The 25,301-nt window shown below is 73.8% G+C and carries 20 protein-coding genes; 15 read left to right on the top strand and 5 right to left on the bottom strand.

Annotation, left to right across the window (positions count from 1 at the left end; all coding sequences use genetic code 11):
• Window positions 1-45 precede the first annotated feature (45 nt).
• The 8 genes from mtrA (at window position 46) to secA (ending at window position 11,121) form a co-directional block, all read left to right on the top strand.
• Entirely contained in the window at window positions 46-726 is a 681-nt protein-coding gene (gene mtrA, locus ADJ73_RS09020) for an MtrAB system response regulator MtrA (RefSeq protein ID WP_082176862.1), read from the top strand.
• 3 nt (window positions 727-729) lie between these two features.
• Window positions 730-2,526, top strand: a complete 1,797-nt coding sequence (gene mtrB, locus ADJ73_RS09025; protein ID WP_082176863.1) for an MtrAB system histidine kinase MtrB — start codon at window positions 730-732, stop codon at window positions 2,524-2,526.
• A 59-nt stretch (window positions 2,527-2,585) separates the two neighbouring features.
• Entirely contained in the window at window positions 2,586-4,352 is a 1,767-nt protein-coding gene (locus ADJ73_RS09030) for an LpqB family beta-propeller domain-containing protein (RefSeq protein ID WP_050347999.1), read from the top strand.
• 187 nt (window positions 4,353-4,539) lie between these two features.
• Window positions 4,540-5,337: a ComF family protein gene (locus tag ADJ73_RS09035; RefSeq protein WP_156188179.1), complete on the top strand. Its 798-nt coding sequence runs from the start codon at window positions 4,540-4,542 to the stop codon at window positions 5,335-5,337.
• 232 nt (window positions 5,338-5,569) lie between these two features.
• Window positions 5,570-6,238: a ribosome hibernation-promoting factor, HPF/YfiA family gene (gene hpf / locus ADJ73_RS09040; protein WP_050348001.1), complete on the top strand. Its 669-nt coding sequence runs from the start codon at window positions 5,570-5,572 to the stop codon at window positions 6,236-6,238.
• 123 nt (window positions 6,239-6,361) lie between these two features.
• Window positions 6,362-7,096 carry a response regulator gene (locus tag ADJ73_RS09045; protein WP_050349343.1) on the top strand — a complete coding sequence of 245 codons (735 nt, stop codon included), beginning with the start codon at window positions 6,362-6,364 and terminating at the stop codon, window positions 7,094-7,096.
• Complete coding sequence (locus tag ADJ73_RS09050) at window positions 7,093-8,334, top strand: winged helix-turn-helix domain-containing protein (RefSeq protein WP_050348002.1); 1,242 nt, start codon at window positions 7,093-7,095, stop codon at window positions 8,332-8,334. The genes ADJ73_RS09045 and ADJ73_RS09050 overlap by 4 nt, the downstream gene beginning before the upstream one ends.
• A gap of 63 nt (window positions 8,335-8,397) precedes the next feature.
• Entirely contained in the window at window positions 8,398-11,121 is a 2,724-nt protein-coding gene (gene secA, locus ADJ73_RS09055; protein ID WP_050348003.1) for a preprotein translocase subunit SecA, read from the top strand.
• Between the two features lie 84 nt (window positions 11,122-11,205).
• Here the strand turns inward: secA and ADJ73_RS09060 are convergent, their stop codons facing one another.
• Together ADJ73_RS09060 and ADJ73_RS09065 are read right to left on the bottom strand one after the other, a co-directional pair.
• The gene (locus tag ADJ73_RS09060; protein WP_050348004.1) at window positions 11,206-11,724 is read right to left on the bottom strand and encodes an Rv3235 family protein; all 519 of its coding nucleotides are present in this window, start codon (window positions 11,722-11,724) and stop codon (window positions 11,206-11,208) included.
• Window positions 11,721-12,605: a LysM peptidoglycan-binding domain-containing protein gene (locus tag ADJ73_RS09065; protein ID WP_216593619.1), complete on the bottom strand. Its 885-nt coding sequence runs from the start codon at window positions 12,603-12,605 to the stop codon at window positions 11,721-11,723. The genes ADJ73_RS09060 and ADJ73_RS09065 overlap by 4 nt, the downstream gene beginning before the upstream one ends.
• Window positions 12,606-12,785: 180 nt before the next feature.
• Between ADJ73_RS09065 and ADJ73_RS09070 the strand changes: the two genes are divergently transcribed.
• Window positions 12,786-13,328, top strand: coding sequence for a hypothetical protein (locus tag ADJ73_RS09070; RefSeq protein WP_050348006.1), 543 nt, complete (start codon window positions 12,786-12,788; stop codon window positions 13,326-13,328).
• A 7-nt stretch (window positions 13,329-13,335) separates the two neighbouring features.
• On the opposite strand, the gene ADJ73_RS09075 is transcribed toward ADJ73_RS09070, so the two are convergent.
• Window positions 13,336-13,566 (bottom strand): helix-turn-helix domain-containing protein, encoded by a 231-nt coding sequence (locus ADJ73_RS09075; RefSeq protein ID WP_050348007.1) that lies wholly within the window; start codon window positions 13,564-13,566, stop codon window positions 13,336-13,338.
• 211 nt (window positions 13,567-13,777) lie between these two features.
• Between ADJ73_RS09075 and ADJ73_RS09080 the strand changes: the two genes are divergently transcribed.
• The 5 genes from ADJ73_RS09080 to ADJ73_RS16960 all read left to right on the top strand — a co-directional run bounded on the left by ADJ73_RS09080 (window position 13,778) and on the right by ADJ73_RS16960 (window position 19,394).
• Window positions 13,778-14,476 carry an SAF domain-containing protein gene (locus ADJ73_RS09080; RefSeq protein ID WP_050348008.1) on the top strand — a complete coding sequence of 233 codons (699 nt, stop codon included), beginning with the start codon at window positions 13,778-13,780 and terminating at the stop codon, window positions 14,474-14,476.
• Window positions 14,473-15,717, top strand: coding sequence for an AAA family ATPase (locus ADJ73_RS09085; RefSeq protein WP_082176866.1), 1,245 nt, complete (start codon window positions 14,473-14,475; stop codon window positions 15,715-15,717). The genes ADJ73_RS09080 and ADJ73_RS09085 overlap by 4 nt, the downstream gene beginning before the upstream one ends.
• Before the next feature lie 128 nt (window positions 15,718-15,845).
• Window positions 15,846-17,432 carry a sugar transferase gene (locus ADJ73_RS09090; protein WP_050348009.1) on the top strand — a complete coding sequence of 529 codons (1,587 nt, stop codon included), beginning with the start codon at window positions 15,846-15,848 and terminating at the stop codon, window positions 17,430-17,432.
• Between the two features lie 61 nt (window positions 17,433-17,493).
• Entirely contained in the window at window positions 17,494-18,906 is a 1,413-nt protein-coding gene (locus ADJ73_RS09095; protein WP_050348010.1) for a WS/DGAT/MGAT family O-acyltransferase, read from the top strand.
• Between the two features lie 65 nt (window positions 18,907-18,971).
• Window positions 18,972-19,394 carry a DUF6912 family protein gene (locus ADJ73_RS16960; RefSeq protein ID WP_050348011.1) on the top strand — a complete coding sequence of 141 codons (423 nt, stop codon included), beginning with the start codon at window positions 18,972-18,974 and terminating at the stop codon, window positions 19,392-19,394.
• Between the two features lie 107 nt (window positions 19,395-19,501).
• Here the strand turns inward: ADJ73_RS16960 and ADJ73_RS09105 are convergent, their stop codons facing one another.
• Window positions 19,502-19,852, bottom strand: a complete 351-nt coding sequence (locus tag ADJ73_RS09105) for a hypothetical protein (protein ID WP_050348012.1) — start codon at window positions 19,850-19,852, stop codon at window positions 19,502-19,504.
• Entirely contained in the window at window positions 19,849-20,103 is a 255-nt protein-coding gene (locus tag ADJ73_RS09110; RefSeq protein ID WP_050348013.1) for a hypothetical protein, read from the bottom strand. The genes ADJ73_RS09105 and ADJ73_RS09110 overlap by 4 nt, the downstream gene beginning before the upstream one ends.
• Window positions 20,104-20,425: 322 nt before the next feature.
• Here ADJ73_RS09110 and ADJ73_RS09115 point away from each other — a divergent pair, with 322 nt between their 5' ends.
• A complete protein-coding gene (locus tag ADJ73_RS09115) occupies window positions 20,426-25,297 on the top strand; it encodes an NAD-glutamate dehydrogenase (RefSeq protein WP_050348014.1) in 4,872 nt (1,623 codons plus the stop codon).
• Window positions 25,298-25,301: the final 4 nt, after the last annotated feature.

A 25,301-nucleotide genomic window follows, 5' to 3' on the forward strand; every position in this document is an offset into this window, starting at 1 on the left:
TTGTGTGAAGATGACGCAGGACGTCCCGCAGTGAGGAGCACCCCCGTGAAGCACCGGATCCTGGTGGTCGACGACGACCTCGCGCTCGCCGAGATGCTCGGCATCGTGCTGACCAACGAGGGCTTCGACGTGACGCACGTGGCCACCGGGACCGCCGCGCTGCCGGCCTTCCGGGAGATCAAGCCGGACCTGGTGCTGCTCGACGTCATGCTGCCTGGGGTCGACGGGGTCGAGGTGTGCCGGCGGCTGCGCGCGGAGTCCGGCGTCCCGATCGTCATGCTGTCGGCCCGCACCGACACCACCGACGTCGTGGTGGGGCTGGAGTCCGGGGCCGACGACTACATCGTCAAGCCCTTCAAGCCGGCCGAGCTGATCGCCCGCATGCGGGTGCGGCTGCGCCGCGGCGACGAGGTGGAGCAGGAGCACCTGACGATCGGTGACCTGTCCATCGACGTCGCGGGTCACTCGGTCAAGCGGGGCGAGCAGTCGCTGTCGCTGACGCCGCTGGAGTTCGACCTGCTCGTGGCGCTCGCCCGCAAGCCCTGGCAGGTCTTCACCCGCGAGGTGCTGCTGGAGCAGGTGTGGGGCTACCGCCACGCCGGGGACACGCGCCTGGTCAACGTCCACGTCCAGCGCCTGCGCTCCAAGATCGAGCACGACCCGGAGCACCCGGAGATCGTGGTGACCGTGCGCGGCGTGGGCTACAAGGCCGGCGGCTCGGCCTAGCCGATGGCCCGCACCCTCAAGTCCGACCTCGTCGCCCTGCGAGGTCGGACCGCTCGTCTCGGGGGCCGGGTGCTGGCCCGGTCGTGGCCCTGGCTGCGCAGCTCGGTCACCCGGGTCGTCGAGCTGTGGCGGCGCTCGCTCATGCTGCGCACCGTCACCAGCACGATGCTGCTGTCGACGGCGATGATGCTCATCGTCGGGTCCTACCTGCACGGCCGGGTCGCCGACGGCCTCACCGACGAGAAGCTCTCGACCGCCGCCAACGACGCGGCGGTGCGGGTCAGCGCGGCGCAGACGAGGTTCGACCACGCCGACAAGACCGACGACACCAACCTGCGGGTCATGGCCTCGGACGTGGTGCAGCAGGACATGGCCCCGGACCGCTCCCGCGACGTGCTGCTCACCCCGACGGTCGGCAACACCCGCGCCCCGCTGCCGACGGTGGCGTCCGGCGACCTCGCGCTGGGGGAGGTGCCGTCGGGGCTGCGCGAGCAGGTCAAGGCCGACGCCAAGCACCAGCAGCTGCAGGTCGTGACGCTGCGCCGGGACGGCGGGGAGCTGCCCACCGTGCTCGTCGGCGCCCAGGTCAAGCTGCCGCCGGGCGTCGGCGACTACGACCTCTACTACGCCTACCCGATGCGCGCCGAGGCCAAGGCGCTGGACATCGTCACCCGCAACCTGCTGCTGGCCGGGGTGCTGCTCGTGGTCCTCATCGGCGGTGTCGCCTTCGTGGTGACCCGGCTGGTCGTGGAGCCGGTGCGGCGTGCCGCCCAGGTCGCCGAGCGGCTCGCCTCGGGCCGGCTGGACCAGCGGATGAGCGTGCGCGGCACCGACGACATCGCGGTCCTCGGGCGGTCCTTCAACCGGATGGCCTCCAGCCTGCAGACCCAGATCGTGCAGCTCGAGGGGCTGTCCAAGGTGCAGCAGCAGTTCGTCTCCGACGTGTCCCACGAGCTGCGGACCCCGCTCACCACCGTCCGCATGGCCGCCGACGTGCTGTATGACGCCCGCGACGGCTTCGCCTCCCCGGCCGCCGCCCGCAGCGCGGAGCTGCTGACCGGGCAGCTCGAGAGGTTCGAGAATCTCCTGACCGACCTGCTCGAGATCAGCCGCATCGACGCGGGGGCGGCGAGCCTGGAGGCCGTGCCGGTGGACCTGGTGGAGCTGGCCGAGGGCGTCGTCGACGACGCGGCGGCGCTCGCCGACCGCCGCGGCAGCGAGGTCACGGTGCGGGGCCCGGGGCACGCGGTCGTCGTCGGGGCCGACCGGCGCCGACTCACCCGGATCCTGCGCAACCTCGTGGTCAACGCGATCGAGCACGGCGAGGGCCGGCCGATCGTCGTGGACATCGCCCGCAACGCCGATGCCGCCGCGGTCGCGGTGCGCGACAACGGCGTGGGGCTGCGGCCGGGCGAGGCGTCGATGGTGTTCACCCGCTTCTGGCGGGCCGACCCGGCGCGGGCGCGCACCACGGGGGGCACCGGGCTGGGGTTGTCGATCTCCCTGGAGGACGCCCACCTGCACCACGGCTGGCTCGAGGCCTGGGGCCAGCCCGGGCTCGGCTCGTGCTTCCGCCTCACGGTGCCGATCGTCTTCGGGACCGACTTCACGGAGTCCCCGCTGGCCATGCAGCCGCCGGGGATGCGGGTCAACCCGCCGGTGCAGCGGCACCCCTCCGAGGCCGACGTGCTCGACCCGGTGCCGGGCACCTCGCTCGGCGCCGGGACGTTGGCGATGGTGCCGGAGGAGCTGCGGGCGCAGCCGCCGCACAAGGACGAGAGCGGGGTCAACCAGCCATGACGCGGCACGCGCGAGGCAGGGCCGAGGGTCCCGCGCGCGGTCGGGGGGCGGGTCCTGCGTTGCGCGGTGCCGGGGCGGCCGCGCTGGCCGGCCTGGTCGCGGTGCTGCTCGGGGCGTGCCACGGCCTGCCCGGGTCCACCCCCGTGGAGCAGGGCCAGGTCGTCGGCCGGGCCCAGCCCGAGGGGGTCCGGATCATCCCGCGGGGCCCGGTCCCCGGGTCGGACGCCGACGCGCTGGTCCTGGACTTCCTGCGGGCCGGGGTCGGCGCCGACGACGACAGCGGCGTGGCCCGGGAGTACCTCACCGCCAGCGCCTCCGCCCAGTGGCACCCGGACGGGTCGGCCTGGATCTACGAGAACCCGCAGGCGCTGCGGGTGGCGGTCGTGCGCCCCGGCACCGTCACCGTCACGGGGACCGCCTCGGCGGAGCTGGACAAGGAGGGGCACTACGTCGAGCTGCCCCCCGGGCAGGTCCGCACCGCCACCCTCACGCTGGCGCGCGTCGACGACCAGTGGCGCATCGACGGGGGGCTGGACCGCCTCACCGCGGCCTGGATCAGCCGCGCGGACTTCGGCCGCTACTCCAGCTTCGCCCTCACGTATGCCGCCCCGCAGGACGACGTGGCCGTCACGGACCGGCGCTGGTTCCTGCAGGGGCCCGGCCTCATCACCCGGCTGACCCGGGCGCAGCTGTCCCCGCCCCCGAGCTACCTGCAGGGTGCGGTCGTGACCGGCATCCCGGAGTACACCGACCTGTCCATGGGTGCGGTCTCCGTGGAGTCGCAGGTGGCGCACGTCGCCCTGAGCGGGCGCGCCATCAACGCCGACGACCGCAACCGCCGGCTGATGTGGCAGCAGCTCACGACGACCCTGACGGCGCTGACCGGGGTCGACGCCGTCCAGCTCGAGGCCGACGGCTCGCGCCTCACGGTCCCGGGGCTGCCGGACCGGCCGTTGACCGCCGCCGACGTCAGCCTGCACCCGCCGACCCAGCCGTCCGGGCCGGTGCTGCTGCGCAGCCGGGCAGGGCTGGAGCGCGCCGACCCGGCCCGGCTGGCCGACCCCGAGGTCCGGCAGGAGCGACTGCCGCAGCGTGACGTCGCCGGCCCGCCGCTGCCCCAGGTCGGCGCCCGGTGGTTCCGGCTCGCGGTGTCCCCCGACGGCCACGAGGTCGCGGGGATCGACGGGGACCGCAGCGCCCTGGCGCGGTGGCGCGACGGCCGGCTGGTCGAGGTGCCCGACGTGGGCACCGACCTGACCCGGCCCGCCTACGACGGCTCGGGCCACCTGTGGCTGTCCGGCCGCACCGCCGGAGGGACCCGGGTCCTGGTCCAACCGACGGCGGACCTGTCCGGGCGACCGCCCGCTGCCATCAACGTGCCCTGGCTCGCCGACCGCACCGTGGTGGCGCTGCGCCCCTCGCCCGACGGGCAGCGGGTCCTGGTCGTCTCCCAGGGGGCGAAGGACGGCCGCACCTCGGTCGGCGTCGCCGGGGTCCTGCGCAAGGACGGTCACCCGGTCGGGCTGGCCGCCCCGATCGCGGTCGCGGGCGGCCTGACCGAGGTCGTCGACGCAGCCTGGCTCGATACCGAGACCCTCGGCGTCGTCGGCCGCAGCGACCCGGCCGCGGACCACCGGGTCGTCGTCGCCCCCATCAGCGGACCGAGCCAGACCCTCGGACCGGTGCCGGGCGCGACCGGCATCACCACGTATGCCGGGACCCGCAACATCGTCGTCACCACCCGCCGAGGCGTGGCGCTGGTCCGTGCCGGCAACCAGTTCGTGCCGCTGGTCGCCACCAGCGACTTCGTCGTGCCCGGGCACTGAGGCCGACCGTCGGCGCCGACCCCGCAGGGCGCTCCTCGATCCGTTCCGGCGCCCCGGGGCCTGTGGACGAGCCGCACGTCGTCGCGCCGCCGTCCACAGGCCGGTGCCGCGGGCGCCCCGACCCCGCCCGCGCCGTGGGAGGGTGCGGGCGGCATACGGGCACGGGCTCGGAGGGGTCGGAGGGGACGTGGCGGCTGGGTCGGGAGGGGTCGTGCTGGGTGGGTTGGGCAGCGCCCTGGTCGACCTCGCGCTGCCCGTGATGTGCGGCGCCTGCGGACGCCCCGGCGGGAGCGTCTGCCCGCCCTGCCGCGAGGGCGCCTGGGGCTGGTGCTATCCCGCGGGCCCGCGGCTGGTGTCGCCCGACCCGCGGCCGCCGGGGCTGCCCCCGGTGCTGGCGACGGCGGTCAACGACGGGGTGGTGCGGCGGCTGCTCCACGCCTACAAGGACGAGGGGCGGCGCGACCTGCGCCCGGCGCTGGCGGAGCTGCTCGCCCCGGGCCTGGCGCTCGCGGTGCGCAGCCTGCGGACCGGCGTGGCACGGGAGGCGGGGTCCGGCCGGATCGGGGCGCTGGGCGAGCTCGCGGGCATGGGGGAGGTCACGGTGGTCCCGGTACCCACGTCGGCGGCCGCTCGGCGGCGCCGCGGGGACCGGCCGCTCGAGGCGCTCGCAGCCGCCGCCTGCCGCCAGGTGCCCGGCTGCACGAGCCGCCCCCTGCTCGCGACCCGCGGCGTGCCCGCCGACCAGGCCACCCTCGGCGACCGCGCCCGCGCGCTCAACCTGCGGGGGAGCATGCGACCCCGGGACCGGGACCGGGTCAAGGCCCGAGGTCTCGGGGGGACCCCGGTGGTGGTGGTCGACGACCTGCTCACCACCGGCGCCACCCTCGTGGAGACGACCCGCGTGCTGCAGGAGTGCGGGCTCGAGGTGGCCTGCGCCGTCGTCGTGGCGGCCACCGCGCGCCGCGCCGCTCCCCCCACCCGGTGACCCGGTCCGTGGAGGAGAGTCGCTGCGCCCCCGCGGATCCCGGCGGGCGCCTGCTCCGGTCAGGGAGCGTGCGGCGCGCACCCTGGGATTTCTCGGGTGGCTGCGCTAACGTCGTCGGACGGCTCGAAGTCGAGCGAGGTCCTCCAGGTGGGAGGGAGGTGGTGCGACACCCGCGCAGGCTGCCCAGCCTGAGCACGTCGAGCAGGTCCACCCCTTCCAGGAGGCAATCCACATGGACATCCAGATCACCGGCCGTCACGTCCCCATCTCCGACCGGTTCCGCGAGCACGCCAGTGACAAGCTCGGCAAGATCGAGCTCCTGGCCAACCGTGATCCGCGGCTGGACATCGTCGTCAGCAAGCACGGCGGCCCCGGCAGCAGCGCCACCACCGTCGAGATCACCTGCCGCATCAAGGGCCCGGTGATCCGCGCGGAGGCCGCCGCCGACGACAAGTACGCCGCCTTCGACGTCGCCGCGGACAAGCTGCTCGACCGGTTGAAGAGGGCCAACGACCGGCGCCGGGGCAAGCGCCGCAGGATCACCACCTCCACCGATACCGACGCGCCCGCCGAGCTGCTGGCCGCGCCCCCGGCCGCCGCCTCCGGTGAGGCCGCGGCGCCCCGGGCCACGCCCGCGCCCGAGCCCGTCGACGACGGCCCCGAGGTGGTCGAGGTGGCCGACTCGCCCATCGAGGTCCGGGTCAAGCACCACCGCTCCGCGCCGATGAACCTCGAGCAGGCGCTCTACGAGATGGAGATGGTCGGGCACGACTTCTTCCTCTTCACGGACGCCGAGAGCGGCAGCCCGAGCGTGCTCTACCGCCGCCGCGGGTGGTCCTACGGCGTGCTGCACCTGCAGACCGAGCCGGCCGTCCCGGACCTCGAGAGCCGCACCGCCTGACCGACGTTGTGCCCCAGGGGTGGTCGAGCAACGAGCTCGGCCACCCCTGGCGCTCCCGGCCAATCGTCGGCGCGCGCACCCCAGGGCCTGCCGACGACTGGTCCGCGTGCTTAGATGCTGCCCATGACGGCCCCCCACCTTCGCCCCGGCGGCCACCCGCAGCGTCCCGCCGGGCCGCGCCGGGTCCCCGCGACCGAGCGCATCCGGGTCCTCGTGGCCGACGACCACGTGCTCTACCGCCGCGGCCTGGAGATGGTGCTGGGGCAGGAGCCCGACATCGAGATCGTCGGCGAGGCCGGCGACGGCGCCGAGGCGGTCGCCCGGTCCGAGGAGCTCGTCCCCGACATCGTGCTGATGGACGTGCGGATGCCACGGCTGTCCGGCCCCGACGCCACGGCGCGGCTGCGCGAGGTCGTCCCCTCCGCCAAGGTCGTCATGCTCACCATCTCCGACGAGGAGCAGGACCTGTATGCCGCCGTCCGCGCCGGCGCCACGGGCTACCTGCTCAAGGACGTGCCGGGGGAGGAGATCGCCGCCGGCATCCGTCAGGTGGCGGCCGGGCAGTCGCTCATCTCCCCGCCGATGGCGTCCAAGCTGCTGCAGGAGTTCGCGCAGCTGATCAAGCGCGAGGAGGAGCGGCCCGCGATGCCGGTCCCGCGCCTGACCGAGCGCGAGCTGCAGGTCCTCAAGCTCGTCGCGCGCGGGATGGCCAACAAGGACATCGCCACCGAGCTGTTCATCTCCGAGAACACCGTCAAGAACCACGTGCGCAACATCCTCGAGAAGCTCCAGCTGCACTCGCGGATGGAGGCCGTCGTCTTCGCGGTCCGCGAGAAGATCCTCGACCTGCCCGAATGACCGGGACCCGCCGGCTGACGCTGCCGCAGGCCCGCCGCATGGCGCTGGCGGCGCAGGGCTTCGCCCGGCCGCGGCCCGCGGAGGTGGGCAGCCGGGACCTGACCCGGGTGCTGCAGACCGTCCAGGTGGTGCAGATCGACTCGGTCAACGTCCTCACCCGCAGCCACTACCTGCCGTTCTGGTCCCGGCTCGGCGGCTACGACCCCGCGTCGCTGGACCGGCTGCGGGACCGCGCGCCGCGGCGCATGGTGGAGTACTGGGCCCACGAGGCCTCGCTGGTGCCGCCGTCGACCTGGCCGCTGCTGGGCTTCCGGATGCACCGGGCACTGGAGGACGGCTGGGGCGGGATGCGGCGGGTCGCGGCCGACCATCCCGAGCTGGTGGCGTCCGTCCTGGCCGAGGTCACCGCGCGCGGACCCCTCACCAGCCGCGAGGTCGAGGCGGCGCTCGCCCACGACGTGCCCCGCTCCCGCGAGGACTGGGGGTGGAACTGGTCCCTGGTCAAGAGCGCCCTCGAGCACCTCTTCTGGGCCGGCCAGGTCACCAGCGCCGGGCGGACGCCCGGCTTCGAGCGCCGGTATGCCGCGCTCGACCGGGTGCTGCCCCGCGAGGTGCTGGCGGACGCCGTCACCGCCCCGACGACCCCTGAGCGGGACCCGGAGCGGTTCGTGGGGCTGGTGGAGCGCTCCGCGCGGGCCCTCGGGGTCGGGTCGGAGCAGTGCCTGCGCGACTACTTCCGGCTGCGCCCCGAGCAGGCGCGGTCGGCGATCGCGACCCTGGTCGAGCGGGGGGTGCTGGAGCCGGCGCAGGTCGAGGGGTGGCGGCGGACGGCATACGTGCACCACCTCGCCCGGGTGCCGCGGCGGGTCGAGGCGAGCGCGCTGCTCAGCCCCTTCGACTCGCTGGTGTGGCAGCGGGACCGCACCCGGGCGCTGTTCGGGTTCGACTTCCGGCTGGAGATCTACGTGCCGGCGCACCTGCGGGTGCACGGCTACTACGTGCTGCCGTTCCTGCACCGCGAGCGCCTCGCGGCGCGGGTCGACCTCAAGGCGGACCGGCCCACCGGGCGGCTGCTGGTGCGCAGCACGCACCTGGAGGAGCACGCCGTCGGCGACGCCGACACGTGGGACGCGCTGCAGCGCGAGCTGGCCGCCCTGGGGCGCTGGCTCGGCGTGCCCGACGTCGTCCACGAGAGCCGGCCGCCCGAGGTGAGCGCGTCGACCCAGGTGACGCACTAGTCTGGGCAGGGTGTGCCCGGCCCCGCCGGGCCCACGAGCCACCACGCACCGAGGGAGCACCACGTGTCAGTCATCGAGCGCCTGCTGCGGGCCGGCGAGGGCAAGACCCTGCGTCGCCTGCAGGGCATCGCCGCCCAGGTCAACGCCATCGAGGAGGACTTCGAGAAGCTCTCCGACGCCGAGCTGCGGGCCGAGACCGACACCTTCCGGCAGCGCCTCGCCGACGGCGAGACCCTGGACGACATCCTCCCCGAGGCCTTCGCGGTGGTGCGCGAGGCCAGCAAGCGCACGCTCGGCAAGCGGCACTTCGACGTGCAGCTCATGGGCGGCGCCGCGCTGCACCAGGGCAACGTCGCCGAGATGAAGACCGGTGAGGGCAAGACCCTGGTCGCGACGCTGCCGAGCTATCTCAACGCGCTCACGGGTAAGGGCGTCCACATCGTCACCACCAACGACTACCTCGCCTCGACGCAGGCCGAGCAGATGGGGCGCGTCCACCGCTTCCTCGGCCTGGAGACCGGGTGCATCCTGGCGTCGATGACGCCCGAGCAGCGCCGGGTGGAGTACGCCAAGGACATCACCTACGGCACCAACAACGAGTTCGGCTTCGACTACCTGCGCGACAACATGGCCTGGTCGACCGAGGAGCTCGTGCAGCGGCCGCACCACTTCGCGATCGTCGACGAGGTCGACTCGATCCTCATCGACGAGGCCCGCACCCCGCTCATCATCTCCGGGCCCGCCGACCAGGCCACGAAGTGGTACGTCGAGTTCGCGCGGCTCGTGACGCGGCTGCAGCGCGGCGAGGACGGCCGCGGCGACTACGAGGTCGACGAGAAGAAGAAGACCGTCGGGATCCTCGAGTCCGGCATCGCCAAGGTGGAGGACTACCTCGGCATCGACAACCTCTACGAGTCCGTCAACACCCCGCTGATCGGCTACATCAACAACGCGATCAAGGCCAAGGAGCTGTTCAAGCGCGACAAGGACTACGTCGTGATCGACGGCGAGGTCCTGATCGTCGACGAGCACACCGGTCGCATGCTGCCCGGCCGCCGCTACAACGAGGGCATGCACCAGGCGATCGAGGCCAAGGAGGGGGTCGAGATCCAGAACGAGAACCAGACCCTCGCCACGATCACGCTGCAGAACTACTTCCGGCTCTACACCAAGCTGTCCGGCATGACCGGCACCGCGCAGACCGAGGCCGCCGAGCTGCACCAGATCTACAAGGTGGGCGTCGTGCCGATCCCCACCAACATGCCGATGATCCGCAAGGACCAGCCGGACCTCGTCTACCGCACCGAGGTCGCGAAGTTCGAGGCCGTCGCGGACGACCTGGTCGAGCGGCACCGCGTGGGTCAGCCGGTCCTGGTCGGCACCACGTCGGTGGAGAAGTCGGAGTACCTCTCCGAGCTGCTGCGTCGTCGGGGCGTCCCGCACGAGGTCCTCAACGCCAAGCACCACGCGTCGGAGGCCGGGATCGTCGCGGAGGCCGGGCGCAAGGGCGCGGTCACCGTCGCCACCAACATGGCCGGCCGCGGCACCGACATCATCCTGGGCGGCAACCCCGAGTTCCGGGCGATGCAGGCGCTCAGGGCGCGCGGGCTGGACCCCGACGAGACGCCGGAGGAGTACGAAGCCGCGTGGGACGAGGCGCTCGCGGACGCCGAGCGTGGTGCGCAGTCCGCGCACGAGGAGGTCGTGAGCCTCGGCGGGCTCTACGTCCTCGGCACCGAGCGCCACGAGTCGCGCCGCATCGACAACCAGCTCCGCGGCCGCTCGGGACGCCAGGGTGACCCGGGGGAGAGCCGCTTCTACCTCTCCCTGCAGGACGACCTGATGCGCATGTTCAACGGCCAGATGGTCGAGACCTTCATGGCGCGGGCCAACATCGAGGAGTCGGTGCCGATCGAGTCCAAGATGGTCTCCCGCTCGATCCAGAGCGCCCAGACCCAGGTCGAGGGCCGCAACTTCGAGATCCGCAAGAACGTCCTGAAGTACGACGACGTCCTCAACCGGCAGCGGACCGTCATCTACGACGAGCGGCGCAAGGTGCTCGACGGCGAGGACCTGCAGGGGCAGATCCGGGCCTTCCTCAACGACGTCGTGGACGCCTACGTCTCCGCCGAGACCGGCGAGGCCTTCCCCGAGCAGTGGGACCTGGAGCGGCTGTGGACCGCGCTGCGCCAGGTCTGGCCGGTCGGGGTCACCTGGCAGGAGCTGGAGGCCGAGGCGGGTGGCCGGTCGGCGCTGCGGTCCGAGGACCTCGCGCTCGAGCTGAAGTCCGACGCCCAGCACGCCTACGACCGGCGGGAGGCCGAGCTCGGCGAGCACGTCATGCGCGAGGTCGAGCGCCGCGTGGTCCTGTCGGTGCTGGACCGCAAGTGGCGCGAGCACCTCTACGAGATGGACTACCTGCAGGAGGGCATCGGCCTGCGCGCCATGGCCCAGCGGGACCCCCTCGTGGAGTACCAGCGCGAGGGCTACCTGCTCTTCGAGGCGATGATGGAGGGGATCAAGGAGGAGTCTGTCGCCTACCTCTTCAACCTCGACGTCGAGATCGGGGAGGAGGAGGCGCAGCGCCTCGCCGACGCCGCCGAGCAGAAGGCCGCCTTCAAGGCCAAGGGCCTGGAGCAGGAGCACGCCCGGCAGCAGCTGCACTACAGCGCCCCGGGCGAGGACGGCTCGGTCGAGGAGCACGACGAGGGCGGGACGCCGCGCGACGCCGAGGGCAGCCGCAAGGAGCGGCGCGCCGCCAAGAAGGGCCGTCGCAAGGCCCGCTGACGTCCGACCGCACGATGACGGGGCCGGGAGCTGTCTGCTCCCGGCCCCGCGTCCGTATGCCGCCGCCCCCGTCTCGCGGGGCCCTCACCCGACGGTCAGCTGGTCGATCACCCACCGGCCGTCCCGCCCCACCATCCGGAAGGCGAGGGCCCGGACCCGCTCGCCCACCACGACCACCGCTGCGACCTCGGCGACGCCGTCGCGGCAGTCGTCGACGCGCACCCGCCGCACCACGGGCCGCCGCCCTCGGCCGGGGTGGCGGCTGGGGACGGCCTGGGCGCCGCGGGCCAGCCGGGCGTAGACGTCGGTCGTGGTCCACCGCACCAGCTGCGTGACGGGCCGGTGCGCGCCGAGCACCTCGACCAGGGCCTGGCTCACCTGCTGCCCCCAGGCACGGGGGCACGGCAGGTCCGAGCTGGAGGTCGGGCTCGGCCCGAAGCCGTCGTCGGCGCCGCGGAAGTCCAGGGCCAGCGCCGGCTGGGCCGCCACCGCGTCGGGACCGCGCAGGTCGATGACGTCGGCGAGGCGGTGGACCGGCCGCGGCGCGATGACGGGCGCGGGGCGGGCCCACAGCTGCGCGGCTGCGGGGGTGGGGGCGGTCATGACCGGCCACCGGTGGCCGCATGGTGGCCGGGTGCGTGCAGCACCTGGCCGGGCAGGATGAGGTCCGGGTCGTCCCCGATGACGGCGCGGTTGTGCTGGTGCCAGGCCCGGCAGGACCGCGCCACCGCGGCGGGAGAGGCTCCCTGCGGGAGCGAGGCGGCGGCGATGGACCAGAGCGTCTCCCCGCGACGGACCACGTGCTCGGAGCCAGCGCCCGGGAGGGTGCGCTGCGCGGGGGCGGGGAGCGGTCGAGAAGGGAGCGGTCGAGCGGGGGCCGTGGGGTGGGTGGTCGGTCCCGGCGGCTCGTCCCGCAGGGTGGGGGCTTGCGGCTCGCCCCGCAGCTCCGGGGACACCGGCCCCGGGCCGGTGACCGTGGACAGCTCGGGCGAGACCGGCCCGGCCTCGCGGGGTGACGTCGCGACCACGGACGTCCCGCCGGCGGCCTGCGCCGGGACGGTGGTGGCGCTCACCCCGGCGCCCAGCAGCAGGCCGGCGAGGCGGAGCCGGGCCCGCGCGGCGGGCCGCGCCGGACCGGTCACGGCCGTGGTGCGGCCCCGTCGCGCGAGCACGGCGGTGTCACGGGCCAGCAGCAGGAGCCAGCACCCGGCGGCGAGCAGCAGGGCCGCCGCGACGGCCGCCTCGAGTGCGCCCGACAGGTCCGTGGCACCCGGAGCGCCCGCAGTCCCCGCAGCGGAGGCCGGGCCGGACCCCGAGGAGCCGCGCAGGATCTGCGGCAGCAGGTGGACGCCGACCGCGCCGACGGCGACCCCCGCGACGGCGAGCGACAGGACGGTCATGACGGCGCGGGCGCGGGAGGGTCGTGCGGCTGCCATCACCGAGGTTGCGTCATCGGTGACGAGATCAGTGGCGGGGGCTGGCATGGGAAGAAACCTAGGCAGTTTGCGTTGGTTTGCCTATGCCTGTGTCCGAAAGAGGCGGCTTGGTAGCCCTCGGTGAGACAGTGTCCACGCGCCGTGTCCCACCCTGGGCCATCGGCTCTACCGCGCCGTCACGTCACGTCATCTGTGCCTACGCTGCCCCTGAGGATGCGAGGAGGCGTCATGTCACGGTGGGACGAGCTGTTCGACGACCTGGAGGGTCGGTGGGCCGAGGCCGCCCGGGCCGAGGAGCTGGGGTCGGTGCCGGACCGGGTCCGGCGCGACCGGGCGTCGATCGACCTCGCCGCGCGGCTCACCGGTTGCCTCGGGCAGCCCGTCGAGGTGCGGCTGCCCGGGGGCGTGGACGTCAGCGGACTGGTCGACGAGGTCGGCGACGGCTGGGTGCGGCTGACGGAGGAGGGCGGGGCGTGCGTCATACGACTGGCGGCGGTGACCACCCTGGTCGGCCTGGGCCGGGCCGTCCGCCCCGGCACCGTCGCGTCCCGAAGCCCGGTCGCGGCCGCGCTGCGGGACCTGGCACGGGATCGGCGCCCGGTCCGGCTGTCCGACGTGGACGGCTGCGTGCACGAGGGGGTGCTCATGGCCGTGGGCGCCGACCACGTCGACCTGGCGCTGCTGCCGGTGGACGTGGCGCCGCGCCGCTCGAGCCGGGCGCGCGTCGTCACGGTGCCGCTGGCCGCCCTCGGGTCGGTGCGCCAGGGGTGAGGCGGGCTCAGCCCTCGGCGTCGGTCTGCCCGAAGGGGTGCTTGGCCACGAAGTCCCGGGTCTCGGTGTACATCCGCTGGATGTAGTCCTCCAGCTCGGAGGTCTCCACCCGCCACTGACCCCGGCCGCCCACCTTGATGGCCGGCAGCTCGCCGGACCGCACCAGGGCGTAGGCCTGGGCGGCCGAGATGTCCAGGATCTCGGCCACGTCGGCGAGCTGGATGAATCGCTTGGGCATGGTGCTCCTCAGGGGGTGCGGCACCCGGGCGGAGGTCCGGCGGGGCTTCGGCGTGCACGAGTGTAGGGCCGCCGCCCCGGCTCTCGCCGTGCCCTGTGGACAACCGGGACGGGGGCCGCAGGAGCCTGTGGATGACGAACGACGCCCGTCGTCGTCCTTCGTCACCATGGGAGGAGCCCGCCGACGCGAGCGGGCACGTGAGGAGGCAGTCATGGGAGTCCGAGGTGCGTCGCGGGACGCCGGTGCCACCGCCGTGGAGCGGCCCGTCGCGCGACGGTTGCGCGCCCCGTCCTGGCGCGACGCCCGGCTGGTCGTCGGGGTGCTGCTGGTCCTGGGCAGCATCCTGCTGGGCTCCCGGGTGGTCGCGGCGGCCCAGGACACGACCCGGGTCTACGTCGCGGCCCGCGACCTGAGCCCGGGGGAGGCCCTGGCACCGGCCGACCTGCGCGCGGTCGAGGTGCGCCTCGGCCAGCTCGAGCAGGACTACCTGCGGGCCGCCGCGCCGCCTCGCGACGGGTCGTACGTCGTCCACCCGGTCCGCTCCGGCGAGCTGGTCCCGGTCGCCGCGCTCGGCACCCGCGAGCAGGTCGGCCAGCGGCAGGTGTCGGTGACGGTCCCGTCCGGGTCGGCCGGGCCGCTGGTGCGCGGGACCGCCGTGGAGGTGTGGGTGAGCAAGCACAGCTCCGTGGGCGGCTCCGACGTGTATGCCGCCCCGGTCCGGGTCGTCGAGGGCGCCACGGTCGCCCGGGACCCCGAGCAGGCGGCGAGCCTGATGGGCGGCGGGTCCGTGGTCACGCTGCAGCTCTGGGTCCCCTCGGGGGTGGTGCCGCAGCTGCTGGCCGCCGTCGACGCCAAGGACCGGGTCACCGCCGTGCCGCTGCCCGGAGCCGTGCTGCGGAGCGCGTCGTGAGCGGCTCGCGCCGTCCCGTGGTGCTGACAGCGCTCCCGGACGCGTGGGACGCCGCGGTGGTGGGTGCCCTCGGCGGGCGCGTCGAGGTCGAGCGTCGCTGCGTCGACCTCGCGGACCTGCTCGCCGCCGCCCAGGCCGGGCTCGGCCAGGTGGCGGTGGTCTCCCCGGCGCTGCGGGGCCTGGATCTCAGCGCCGTCCGCGACCTGCGGCTGCAGTCGGTCGGGGTGCTGGGGCTGGTCGGCGCCGAGGACGAGGCGGGGGAGGCACGGCTGCGGCAGATCGGGGTGCGGCACTTCGTGCGGCCCGACGCGGCCCCCGCGGACCTGTATGGCGCGGTCGTGGCCGCGCTCGCCACGTCACCGCCCGCACCCACCGCCGCCGAGGACGAGGCCGCCGCCCCGCCCGCGCCGGCCACCGGGCAGGTCGTCGTGGTCTGGGGGCCGCACGGCGCCCCGGGGCGCACCACGACGGCGGTCAACCTCGCGGCCGAGCTGGCGGTGCTGGGGCGCGAGGTGCTGCTGGTCGACCTCGACACCCACGCGGCCTCGGTGGCGCAGCACCTGGCCGTCCTCGACGAGGCCCCGGGGGTGGCCGCGGCCTGCCGGGCGGCGGAGCACGGCACGCTCGACGTGGCCGCCCTGACGCGGCTGGCGCCGGTCGCGCTGCCGCGGCTGCGGGTGCTCACGGGGCTGCCGGCCGCGGAGCGCTGGCCCGAGTTGCGGGGCGGGGCCGTGGAGCGGCTCCTCGAGGTGGCCCGCCTCGACACCGACGTGGTGGTCGTCGACTGTGCCGCGAGCCTGGAGGACGACGAGGAGCTGAGCTACGACACGGTGGCGCCCCGCCGCAACATGGCGACCCTGGCGGCCCTCGAGCTCGCCGACGCGGTGGTGCTCGTGGGGGCCGCCGACCCGGTGGGTCTGCAGCGCCTGGTGCGTGGTGCCCAGGAGCTGTCCGAGCGCGGTCTTACGCCCGCGCACGTCGTGGTCAACAAGGTCCGGGCGAGCGCCGTCGGTCCGCGCCCAGCCCGTCAGATCGAGGGCGTGCTGGCGCGCTTCGTGGGTCTCGAGGACCCCTGCCTGGTCCCGTTCGAGCCGGACCAGGTCGATGCCGCGCTGCTGTCCGGTCGGGCACTGCACGAGTCCGCGGACGGGGCTCCGGTGCGCCAGGCGTTCGCCACGCTGGCGGCGCGGCTGGTGTCCGAGCTGGCCGATGACCAGCGCGATCTCACATCCAGTGAGTAGGTCTCACCGAGAGTGTGCACCGACCGCCGCTCGTGCGTAGATGACGCAACGGCAGGCGACACGCTCTCCGCCGCCCGTAGTGTTGGTCCGGACGTGACCCAGACGACAGGTCGAGGGCAGGGGGGTAGATGACGGTCCAGCAGGAGCGGACGGAGGGCGAGCCGGTCCAGGGGGACGAGCGCCGGGAGCCGACGACTCGCACCCGGATCTCGTGGGCGGCCGACAGGCCGTATGTCGTGCCGGCAGCGCCCGAGCCGGCCGGGACCGCTGACGTCCCCCAGGACTTCGACCCGGTCGCCCGCGCCCACCGGCGCAGGGCGCGGTGGGAGCGGCCCGTCATGGCGCACGCGATCGCCGGCGACGTGCTGATCGCGGTCGGCATGACCTTCGTCCTGATGATCAACGACTGGCGCTCGCTCGGGGAGTCCCTCGGCGTCGCACTGGCCACCGGGGTCCTGTGGGCCGTCCTGCTGCTGGTGCGGCGGGGCTACGACCTGCGCCGCATGAGCGAGGTCACGGCGGCGCTGCAGGCCGTGGTGGGCGCGGCCTTCGGCGCCATGGCGGTCCTCGGCTTCATGGCCTACGCGATGAAGGTCGAGCTGCCCCGGCGCTACGTCCTCGTCGGCGTGCCGGCCATCGCCTTCCTGACGATCGTGCACCGGCTCATGGTGCGCCACTCGCTCAAGCGCCAGCGCACCGCCGGCTCTGCGATGCTGCGCACGCTGGTCGTGGGCGACGGCCTGACGGCCGGAGCCTTCGCCCGCGAGCTCGCGACCACCCGCGACCACGGGATGGAGGTCGTCGGCATGGCGCTGTCCAGCCTCGACGTCGTCCCCATGACCCGAGGCGTCCAGGTCCCCGTGTGGGGCGTGCTCTCGGAGATCCCGCAGATGGTCGTCGACCACGACGTCGACGTGGTCGTGGTCACCGGTGGCGGCCTGTCCGGGACCTCGCTGCGGCGGTTGTCGTGGGCCCTCGAGCGCACCGGGGCCGACCTGGTCGTGTCCCCGGGCATGGTCGACACCACGCCGTCGCTGGTCACGATGCAGCCGACGTCCGGGCTGCAGCTGCTCCACTGGGAGCGGCCGTCCGACAAGTTCGGGCGAGGTCTGGTCAAGAACATCCAGGACCGCTCGATCGCGCTGCTCGCGTTGCTCGCCGTCTCGCCGATCCTGATCGCCACGGCGATCGCCATCAAGCTGACCAGCAAGGGTCCGGTCTTCTACACGCAGCAGCGACTGGGTCAGGATGCCGAGCCCTTCACGATGCTGAAGTTCCGCAGCATGGTGGTCGACTCCGACCAGCTCCGCGCCCAGCTCGTCAAGCAGCACCAGGCGACCACCGGCGAGGGCAACACCGTGCTCTTCAAGATGGCCGACGACCCGCGGGTGACCAAGGTCGGCAAGATCATCCGGCGCTACAGCATCGACGAGCTGCCCCAGCTGATCAACGTGCTCCGCGGCGACATGGCCCTCATCGGCCCGCGGCCCCCGCTGGCGGAGGAGGCGGAGAAGTACCACGACAAGGACAACCGCCGCCTGCGCGTCAAGCCGGGCCTGACCGGCCTGTGGCAGGTCAGTGGGCGCTCGGACCTCGACTGGGACCAGTCGGTCAACCTCGACCTGCGCTACGTCGACAACTGGTCGGTGGGCATGGACATGCAGATCCTGCTCAAGACCGCCCGCGCCGTCATCAAGGGCGACGGCGCCTACTGACCGGGCGCGACCACCGACCACCCGGGGAGACGACCCGGCGACGGGATGGGAGCATGGCGAGGTGAGCGCTCGACTCAGCCCGCTGGACGCCTCGTTCCTCTACCTGGAGCGGCCCCACGCCGTGATGCACGTGGGGGCCGTCCTCGTCTTCGACGAGCCCGACACCGCCCCCACCCACGCCGAGCTGCTCGCGCGGGTGAGCGCCCGCATCGCCCAGGCACCCCGCTACCGGCACCGCGTGCGGTCCGTCCCCGGAGGCGTCGCCAACCCGGTGTGGGTGACGGACGAGGCCTTCGACATCACCTACCACGTCCGGCGGGCGGCCCTGCCGCGGCCCGGCACAGCCGACCAGCTGGACGAGTTCGTGGCCCGGGTGCTCGCGCGGCCGTTGGACCGGGCGCGTCCGCTGTGGGAGCTCTACCTGGTCGAGGGTCTGGCGAGCGGCGGGTTCGCCCTGGTCACCAAGACCCACCAGGCGCTCGTGGACGGCGTGGACACCGTCGACCTCGGGCAGCTGCTGCTGGACGACGAGCCGACCGCCGACACCCCGGAGGCGACCGACTGGCGTCCCGCGCGGGAGCCGAGCGACCTCCAGCTGGTGCTGGGGGCCCTGGTCGGGGCGGCGCGCAGCCCGGGCCGCGTGGTCGAGGTGGCGGGCCACGGCGTCGCGGAGCTGCGCACCGCCGGGACCCGGATCCTGTCGGGCGTCGGGGAGGTGGCGTCGGCCGTCCTGAGCAGCGCGGCGCGACCTGCGGCGGAGAGCCCGCTCAACGGCCCCACGGGGCAGGCGCGCCGGTTCACCACCGTCACCACCAGCCTGGAGGACTACCGGCGGGTCCGGGCGGACGCCGACCGGGGGGACGTGGGTCTGGTCCCGGACGTCAACGACGTGATCCTGTCCGTCCTCACCGGCGCGCTGCGCTCGTGGCTGGAGGCTCGCGGGTTGCCGGTCACCCGCACCACGGCGGTGCGGGCCCTCGTGCCCGTAAGCGTCTACGACACCGACGGGGAGGGCGCCTCGGCGAGCCGGCTCTCGGCCTGCTTCGTGGACCTGCCGGTGGGGGAGCCCACCCCCCTCGTGCGGCTGCACCAGATCGCCTACGCCATGTGGCGCCAGGTCGACCGCGGCCGGGCCATCGGGGCGGGCACGCTGGCCGGTCTCGCCGGGTTCTCCTCGCCGACGCTGCACTCGCTCGGCGCCCGGCTCGGCAGCCTCGCCTCGCGGCGACTCTTCAACCTCGTCGTCACCAACGTGCCCGGCCCGCAGCAGCTGCGCTACCTCGGCACCGCGCCGATGACGGCGACCTATCCTGTGATGCCGGTGGCCGAGGGGCAGGCCATCGCGGTGGGCGTCACGTCCTACGCCGGTGGGGTGCACTTCGGCATCAACGCCGACCGGGACCTCGTCCCCGACCTGGACACCCTGGCCGACGCGCTGACGGAGTCGCTCGCCGAGCTGGCCGACCGCACCTGACCGCTCGCCCCGCCCGTCCCCGTCCGCCCGAGCCACGCACGCCCCGAAGCCGCCCAGGAGCCACCATGTCGCTGCGACGCACCTACCTGCCCCTCGACCCGGAGGCCCTGCGCCTGCTGCAGCGCGAGGGCACCGTCCTCGCGGAGGGGGCGGCCGCGACCGGCTACGCCGTCACCGCCGCCGTCGTCGCCGAGCTCGCCAACGCCGACGAGGAGGAGCGCGAGTATGACGCCCTCCTCGAGGCCGCGGCACAGGCCGGCGTGGGCGCCACCGGCCGACGCCGGGTGGTCGCGGCGGCGGACCTGCCGACCGCCGCCGTGGAGGACCTCCCGGGGGGTTATGCCGAGGTGCGGGTCACCGGCCCGGTGTCGGGGGAGCGGGTCGTCGCGTTCCACGTCGACGAGACCGTCGCGCACGAGGACGCCGACCTGCTGTGGTACGACGTGACCGAGCTCGGCGACGTGCTGCGCCTGCTCGAGCAGCCCTGACGCGGTAGCCCGCAGCCCGCCGTAGCCCGCAGCGCGCCGCAGCCCGCAGCCGGGCCCTAGCGCCGCAGCGCGCCGCAGCGCGCCGCGGCTCGCAGCGTCGTCTGGTCTCAGCCGGAGACGTCGGCGAGACTCTCGCGGACACGCGCCAACGTGCGACCGAGGCGGACGACATCGGCCCGGAGCCGCGCCTGCGCCAGCTGCTGCTCCGTCGGGTCGGCACCCAGGGCACCCACGTCGGCGAGCACCACCGCGTGACGCTGGGTCGCCTCCGCGAGCAGCCCCAGGGCGGTCACGACGGCGTCGAGCCGGGCGAGCGCCTCGCCGCTCACCGGCGCCTCGCCGCTCACCGGCGCCGCCCCCGCCAGGGCGGAGCGCAGCCCCTGCTCCTGCCGGCGCAGCGTCGCAGCCAGCGCCGAGACCGAGGCCGGGTCGGCGCCGGCGGCGGCATACGGGCTCATCGTGCGCCCGAGGGGGACGATGGGCGAGCCGGTTGAGCCGGGGCGCCGTCGAGCTCGGCCGCGACCTGCGCCAGGCACTGCTCGAGCTGGTCGAGGCAGGCGACGAGCTCACCGCGGACCTGCGGCGCCGGCTCGACCGCGCGAGCGGCCCACGCGATCTCGGCGGCCGCGTCGTCGACGGCCGCCGCGAGGGAACGCCGGGCCGCCGCTGGGTCACCCGCACGGGTGAGGGGGCGAGGGCGGGAGAGCACCCGTCGACTCTAGCGGCGCGCCCCGGGGTGACGCGGTTCGTCCACAGCCCGCCGCGCCCTTCCCGTCGAGAGGCGACAGATCGGGGTCATCCGCGGGTCATGACCCCGATGTGTCGCCTCTCGACGTCGGTGCATGTCCACGCGTCCGTGCGCATGGCCGCAGGAGAAAACACGCCGGGGTCGTGGTTCGACGCATCATCCTGCGGTGAGACCCCCGTCGCGAAGGCAGGGGGCGGCCCGTGGCGGCCGCGCCGAGCGGCTAGTCTCGGACCCAGTGCACACCGTCGTGCACCCGTCGAGATCGATGAGGTAGTCACAGGCCATGTCTGCATCCTTCGACCAGTCCCGCGACGAGCTGCTGACCGCGGCCGCGCAGGTGGCAGGACGCTCCCGGGACGGCACCACCGCCCAGCTCCTGTCCCGCTACTACTGGCACACCGCGTCAGAGGACCTCGCCGCCCGAGCGCCGGAGGACCTGCTCGGCGCCGCGCTGTCCCACCGCGACCTCGCCCGCCAACGGGACCAGGGCACCGCCAACGTGCGGGTCTTCACCCCCACCGTCGCGGAGAACAAGTGGTCCTGCGGCCACACCGTCGTCCAGGTCGTGACCGACGACATGCCCTTCCTGGTGGACTCGGTCAACGCCGCGATCATGCTCGACGGCCGCACCATCCACCACATCGTCCACCCGCGGCTGGTCGTGCGCCGCGACCTGGAGGGCCGGCTGGTCGAGGTCCTGGACGTGGACCCCGAGGACGCCCCGGCCGGGGAGTTCGACGTGGTGGTGGAGTCCTGGATGCACGTCGAGATCGACCGCGAGTCCGACCCGCAGGACCTGCGCGACCTGGAGGCCCGGGTCCGGCGGGTCCTCGGGGACGTCCGCGAGGCCGTCGAGGACTGGCCCAAGATGCGCGACCGCGCCGCCGCGACGGCGGCCCACTTGCAGGACCACCGCCCGCCGCACGTCCCCGACGAGGAGGTCGACCAGGCGGTGCGGCTGCTCGAGTGGCTCGCCGACGACAACTTCACCTTCGTCGGGTGCCGCGACTACCAGCTGGAGGGCGGCGACGACGAGCTGGCCCTGCGGGCCGTGCAGGGCACCGGCCTCGGGATCCTGCGCTACGACGAGCGGCAGGCCTCGGTGCCCCACCTCGAGGGCGAGGTGCGGGCCAAGGCCCGTGAGCCGCACGTGCTGATCATCACCAAGGCCAACTCCCGCTCGACGGTGCACCGCTCCGCCTACCTGGACTACATCGGCGTGAAGACCTTCGACGACGAGGGCGTCGTCGTGGGCGAGCGCCGCTTCCTCGGGCTGTTCACGTCTGGCGCCTACACCGACTCCGTGCTGCGCATCCCCGTCGTCGCCGACAAGGTCCAGGAGGCGCTGCGGCTGTCCGGCTACAGCCCCGACAGCCACGACGGCCGCGACCTCGTCGGGGTGCTGCAGACCTTCCCCCGCGACGAGATCTTCCAGTCCGAGCCGGCCGAGCTCGCCGAGACCGCCATGGCGATCATCCACGCCAAGGTGCGTCGCCAGCTGCGGGTCTTCCTGCGGCAGGACGTCTACGGCCGGTTCACGTCCTGCCTCGTCTACCTGCCCCGCGACCGCTACAACACCTACTCGCGGCTGCGCATCGAGGCCCTGCTGCGCGAGGCCTTCGCCAGCGACGAGATCGAGTACACCACCCGCGTCAACGAGTCCACGCTGGCCCGCCTGCACTTCGTGGTCCGGACGCCCCGCGGCGTCGCCCTGCCCGACGTCGACCGACAAGCCTTGGAGAAGAAGATGATCGACATCACGCGCGCCTGGGGGGACGACCTGGGCGAGGCGGTGACCAACGAGCACGGCGAGGAGGAGGCCGCTCGGCTGCTGAAGACCTACGGCGAGGGGTTCTCCCAGGCCTACAAGGAGGACTTCACGGCCCGCGTCGCGGTCGTCGACCTCGAGCACCTCGAGGCGCTCGGCGACGGCCGGCTCGGCCTCAACCTCTACCAGCCGCTCGGCGCCCCCGCCGAGGAGCGGCGGATGAAGGTCTACACCGACCGTGAGCTGTCGCTGTCCCGGGTGCTGCCGATCTTCACCAACCTGGGCGTCGAGGTCACCGACGAGCGGCCGTATGCCGTGGAGCGGGACGGCCGGGGTCCCGCCTTCGTCTACGACTTCGGGCTCAAGGCCCCGAGCGCGCAGGCGTGGGACGACCACGGCGGCGACGTGCGCGGCCACGTGCAGGAGGTCTTCGCGCAGGCGTGGAGCGGGGAGATCGAGTCGGACCGGCTCAACGCGCTGGTCCTCGGCGCCGGGCTGACCGCCCGCCAGGTCGTGATCCTGCGCTCCATCGCCAAGTACCTCCGCCAGGCCGGCACCACCTTCACCGCCAGCTACATCCAGGACGTCCTGGTCACCAACCCCCGGATCGCGCGGATGCTGGTGGAGCTGTTCGAGACGCGGTTCGGGCTGGACCGCTTCTCCGACGAGGCGGGGCTGGGGGAGCGGCATACGGCTGAGCAGGAGGTCGTGGACCAGATCCTCGAGGCGCTGGAGGACGTCGCGTCGCTGGACGCGGACCGGATCATCCGCGCCTTCCTCGGCACGATCCAGGCGGTGCTGCGCACCAACTACTACCAGCGTGCCGAGGACGGCTCCTGGAAGCCCTACCTTGCGATGAAGCTCGACCCGCACGCCGTGCCCGGGCTGCCGGCGCCCAGGCCGAGGTTCGAGGTGTGGGTCTACGGGCCCCGCGTCGAGGGCGTGCACCTGCGGTTCGGCAACGTCGCCCGGGGTGGCCTGCGGTGGAGCGACCGCCGCGAGGACTTCCGCACCGAGGTCCTCGGGCTGGTCAAGGCGCAGATGGTCAAGAACGCCGTCATCGTGCCCACCGGCTCCAAGGGCGGCTTCTTCGCCAAGCAGCTGCCGGACCCGGCGGTGGACCGGGACGCCTGGCTCGCGGAGGGCGTGGAGGCCTACAAGCTCTTCATCTCCGGGCTGCTCGACCTGACCGACAACCGCGTCGGGCAGGACATCGTGCCGCCTCGGGACGTCGTGCGGCACGACCCCGACGACCCCTACCTGGTCGTCGCGGCCGACAAGGGGACCGCGAAGTTCAGCGACATCGCCAACGGCGTGGCGCAGTCCTACGGCTTCTGGCTCGACGACGCGTTCGCGTCCGGCGGGTCGGCGGGCTACGACCACAAGGGCATGGGCATCACCGCGCGCGGTGCCTGGGAGTCGGTCAAGCGGCACTTCCGCGAGCTCGGGCTGGACACCCAGACCGAGGACTTCACGGTCGTCGGCGTCGGCGACATGAGCGGTGACGTCTTCGGCAACGGCATGCTGCTGTCCGAGCACATCCGCCTGGTCGCGGCCTTCGACCACCGGCACATCTTCGTCGACCCCTCGCCGGTGGCCGACAGCTCGTATGCCGAGCGCCGCCGCCTCTTCGACCTGCCGCGATCCTCGTGGGCCGACTACGACGAGGCGCTGATCAGCGAGGGCGGCGGGGTCTTCCCCCGCTCCGCCAAGTCGGTGCCCGTGTCGCCCCAGATGGCCGAGGCGCTCGGCATCGAGAACGCCCCGGCGACGATGACGCCGGCCGAGCTGATGAAGGCGATCCTGCAGGCGCCGGTCGACCTGGTCTGGAACGGCGGCATCGGCACCTACATCAAGGCCTCCCCCGAGACCAACGCGTCGGTCGGTGACCGCGCCAACGACCCGATCCGGGTCGACGGGCGGGACCTGCGCTGCCGCGTCGTCGGGGAGGGCGGCAACCTCGGCGCCACCCAGCTGGGACGCATCGAGGCCGCCCGGGCCGGGATCCACGTCAACACCGACGCGATCGACAACTCCGCCGGGGTGGACACCTCCGACCACGAGGTCAACATCAAGATCCTGCTGACCGGGCTGATGAAGGAGGGCGACCTCACCCTCAAGCAGCGCAACGAGCTGCTCGCCTCGATGACCGACGAGGTGGCCTACCAGGTGCTGCGGGACAACTACGAGCAGAACGTCCTGCTCGGCAACGCCCGCCACCAGGAGCACCTGATGCTGCCCGCCCACAAGCGGCTCATCGGCTGGCTGGAGGAGCGCGGCGAGCTCGACCGGTCGCTGGAGTTCCTGCCCTCGGACGCCGAGATCGACCAGCGCAACGCCGACGGCGCGGGCCTGACCTCCCCGGAGGCGTCGGTGCTGGTGGCCTACTCCAAGCTGGCGCTCAAGGCCGACCTGCAGGACAGCGGGCTGCCCGACGAGCCGTTCTTCCGCAGCACCCTGGCCGAGTACTTCCCCGAGCCGGTCCGGGAGCGTTACGCCGAGGAGCTGCAGGCGCACCCGCTGCGGCGGGAGATCATCATCAACTCGGTCGTCAACTCCCTCATCAACCGCGGCGGCATGACCTTCGCCTTCCGCGCGATCGAGGAGACGGCGGCGAGCCCCGAGCAGATCACCAAGGCCTTCGTGGTGGCCCGCGAGGTCTTCGACCTGCGAGGTTTCGTCACGCGGGTCGAGGCGCTGGACAACGTCGTCTCCACGGACACCCAGACGTGGATGTACCTCGAGTTCCGGCGGCTGATGGACCGCGCGACCCGGTGGTTCCTGCAGAACCGCGCGGCGACGCTGGACGTCCAGGCCGAGATCGACCGCTTCGCGGAGGCGGCCCGTCGGCTGCAGCCGCGCATCGCCGACCTGCTCAAGGGTAGCGAGCACGAGCGGCTGCTGGAGCAGGCGCGGCGGCTGCAGGACGAAGGGGTGCCGCAGGACCTGGCCGTCAGCGCCGCCGGCGTGCTGGACCTCTACTCGGTGCTCGACATCGTCGAGATCGCCCGCTCCTGCGACCGGGACGTCGACGACGTGGCCCGGCTGTACTTCCAGCTGTCGGAGCACTTCGGCGTCGACACGCTGCTCACCCGGGTGTCCGCGCTGCCGCGCGACGACCGCTGGGACGCCCTGGCGCGCGGCTCGATGCGCGACGACCTCTACGGCGCGCTGAGCGCCCTGACGGTCGCCGTGCTCCGGACCGCGGGCGACCGCACCGACCCCGGCGAGCAGATCGCCCGCTGGGAGGAGCTGCACGCCGACCAGCTGGCGCGGGCGCAGACCTCCCTGTCGGGCATCACCCGGCTGGAGCGTCCGGGCATCGCCCCGCTCTCGGTCGCCCTGCGCACGCTGCGCAGCGTGATCCGCAGCGGCAGCAGCGACTGACGGC

The organism is Arsenicicoccus sp. oral taxon 190 (assembly GCF_001189535.1).
Taxonomy (GTDB): Bacteria; Actinomycetota; Actinomycetes; order Actinomycetales; family Dermatophilaceae; genus Arsenicicoccus.

What these genes read in the sequence shown, in the direction of transcription:
- ADJ73_RS09060 (WP_050348004.1), bottom strand. Translation starts at nt 11,724, where the DNA reads ATGACCGCCCCCACCCCCGCAGCCGCGCAGCTGTGGGCCCGCCCCGCG.
- ADJ73_RS16960 (WP_050348011.1), top strand. Translation starts at nt 18,972, where the DNA reads ATGTCGCTGCGACGCACCTACCTGCCCCTCGACCCGGAGGCCCTGCGC.
- ADJ73_RS09045 (WP_050349343.1), top strand. Translation starts at nt 6,362, where the DNA reads ATGACGGCCCCCCACCTTCGCCCCGGCGGCCACCCGCAGCGTCCCGCC.
- ADJ73_RS09080 (WP_050348008.1), top strand. Translation starts at nt 13,778, where the DNA reads ATGGGAGTCCGAGGTGCGTCGCGGGACGCCGGTGCCACCGCCGTGGAG.
- mtrB (WP_082176863.1), top strand. Translation starts at nt 730, where the DNA reads ATGGCCCGCACCCTCAAGTCCGACCTCGTCGCCCTGCGAGGTCGGACC.
- ADJ73_RS09115 (WP_050348014.1), top strand. Translation starts at nt 20,426, where the DNA reads ATGTCTGCATCCTTCGACCAGTCCCGCGACGAGCTGCTGACCGCGGCC.
- hpf (WP_050348001.1), top strand. Translation starts at nt 5,570, where the DNA reads ATGGACATCCAGATCACCGGCCGTCACGTCCCCATCTCCGACCGGTTC.
- ADJ73_RS09065 (WP_216593619.1), bottom strand. Translation starts at nt 12,605, where the DNA reads ATGCCAGCCCCCGCCACTGATCTCGTCACCGATGACGCAACCTCGGTG.
- ADJ73_RS09070 (WP_050348006.1), top strand. Translation starts at nt 12,786, where the DNA reads ATGTCACGGTGGGACGAGCTGTTCGACGACCTGGAGGGTCGGTGGGCC.
- ADJ73_RS09050 (WP_050348002.1), top strand. Translation starts at nt 7,093, where the DNA reads ATGACCGGGACCCGCCGGCTGACGCTGCCGCAGGCCCGCCGCATGGCG.
- ADJ73_RS09075 (WP_050348007.1), bottom strand. Translation starts at nt 13,566, where the DNA reads ATGCCCAAGCGATTCATCCAGCTCGCCGACGTGGCCGAGATCCTGGAC.
- ADJ73_RS09105 (WP_050348012.1), bottom strand. Translation starts at nt 19,852, where the DNA reads ATGAGCCCGTATGCCGCCGCCGGCGCCGACCCGGCCTCGGTCTCGGCG.
- ADJ73_RS09090 (WP_050348009.1), top strand. Translation starts at nt 15,846, where the DNA reads ATGACGGTCCAGCAGGAGCGGACGGAGGGCGAGCCGGTCCAGGGGGAC.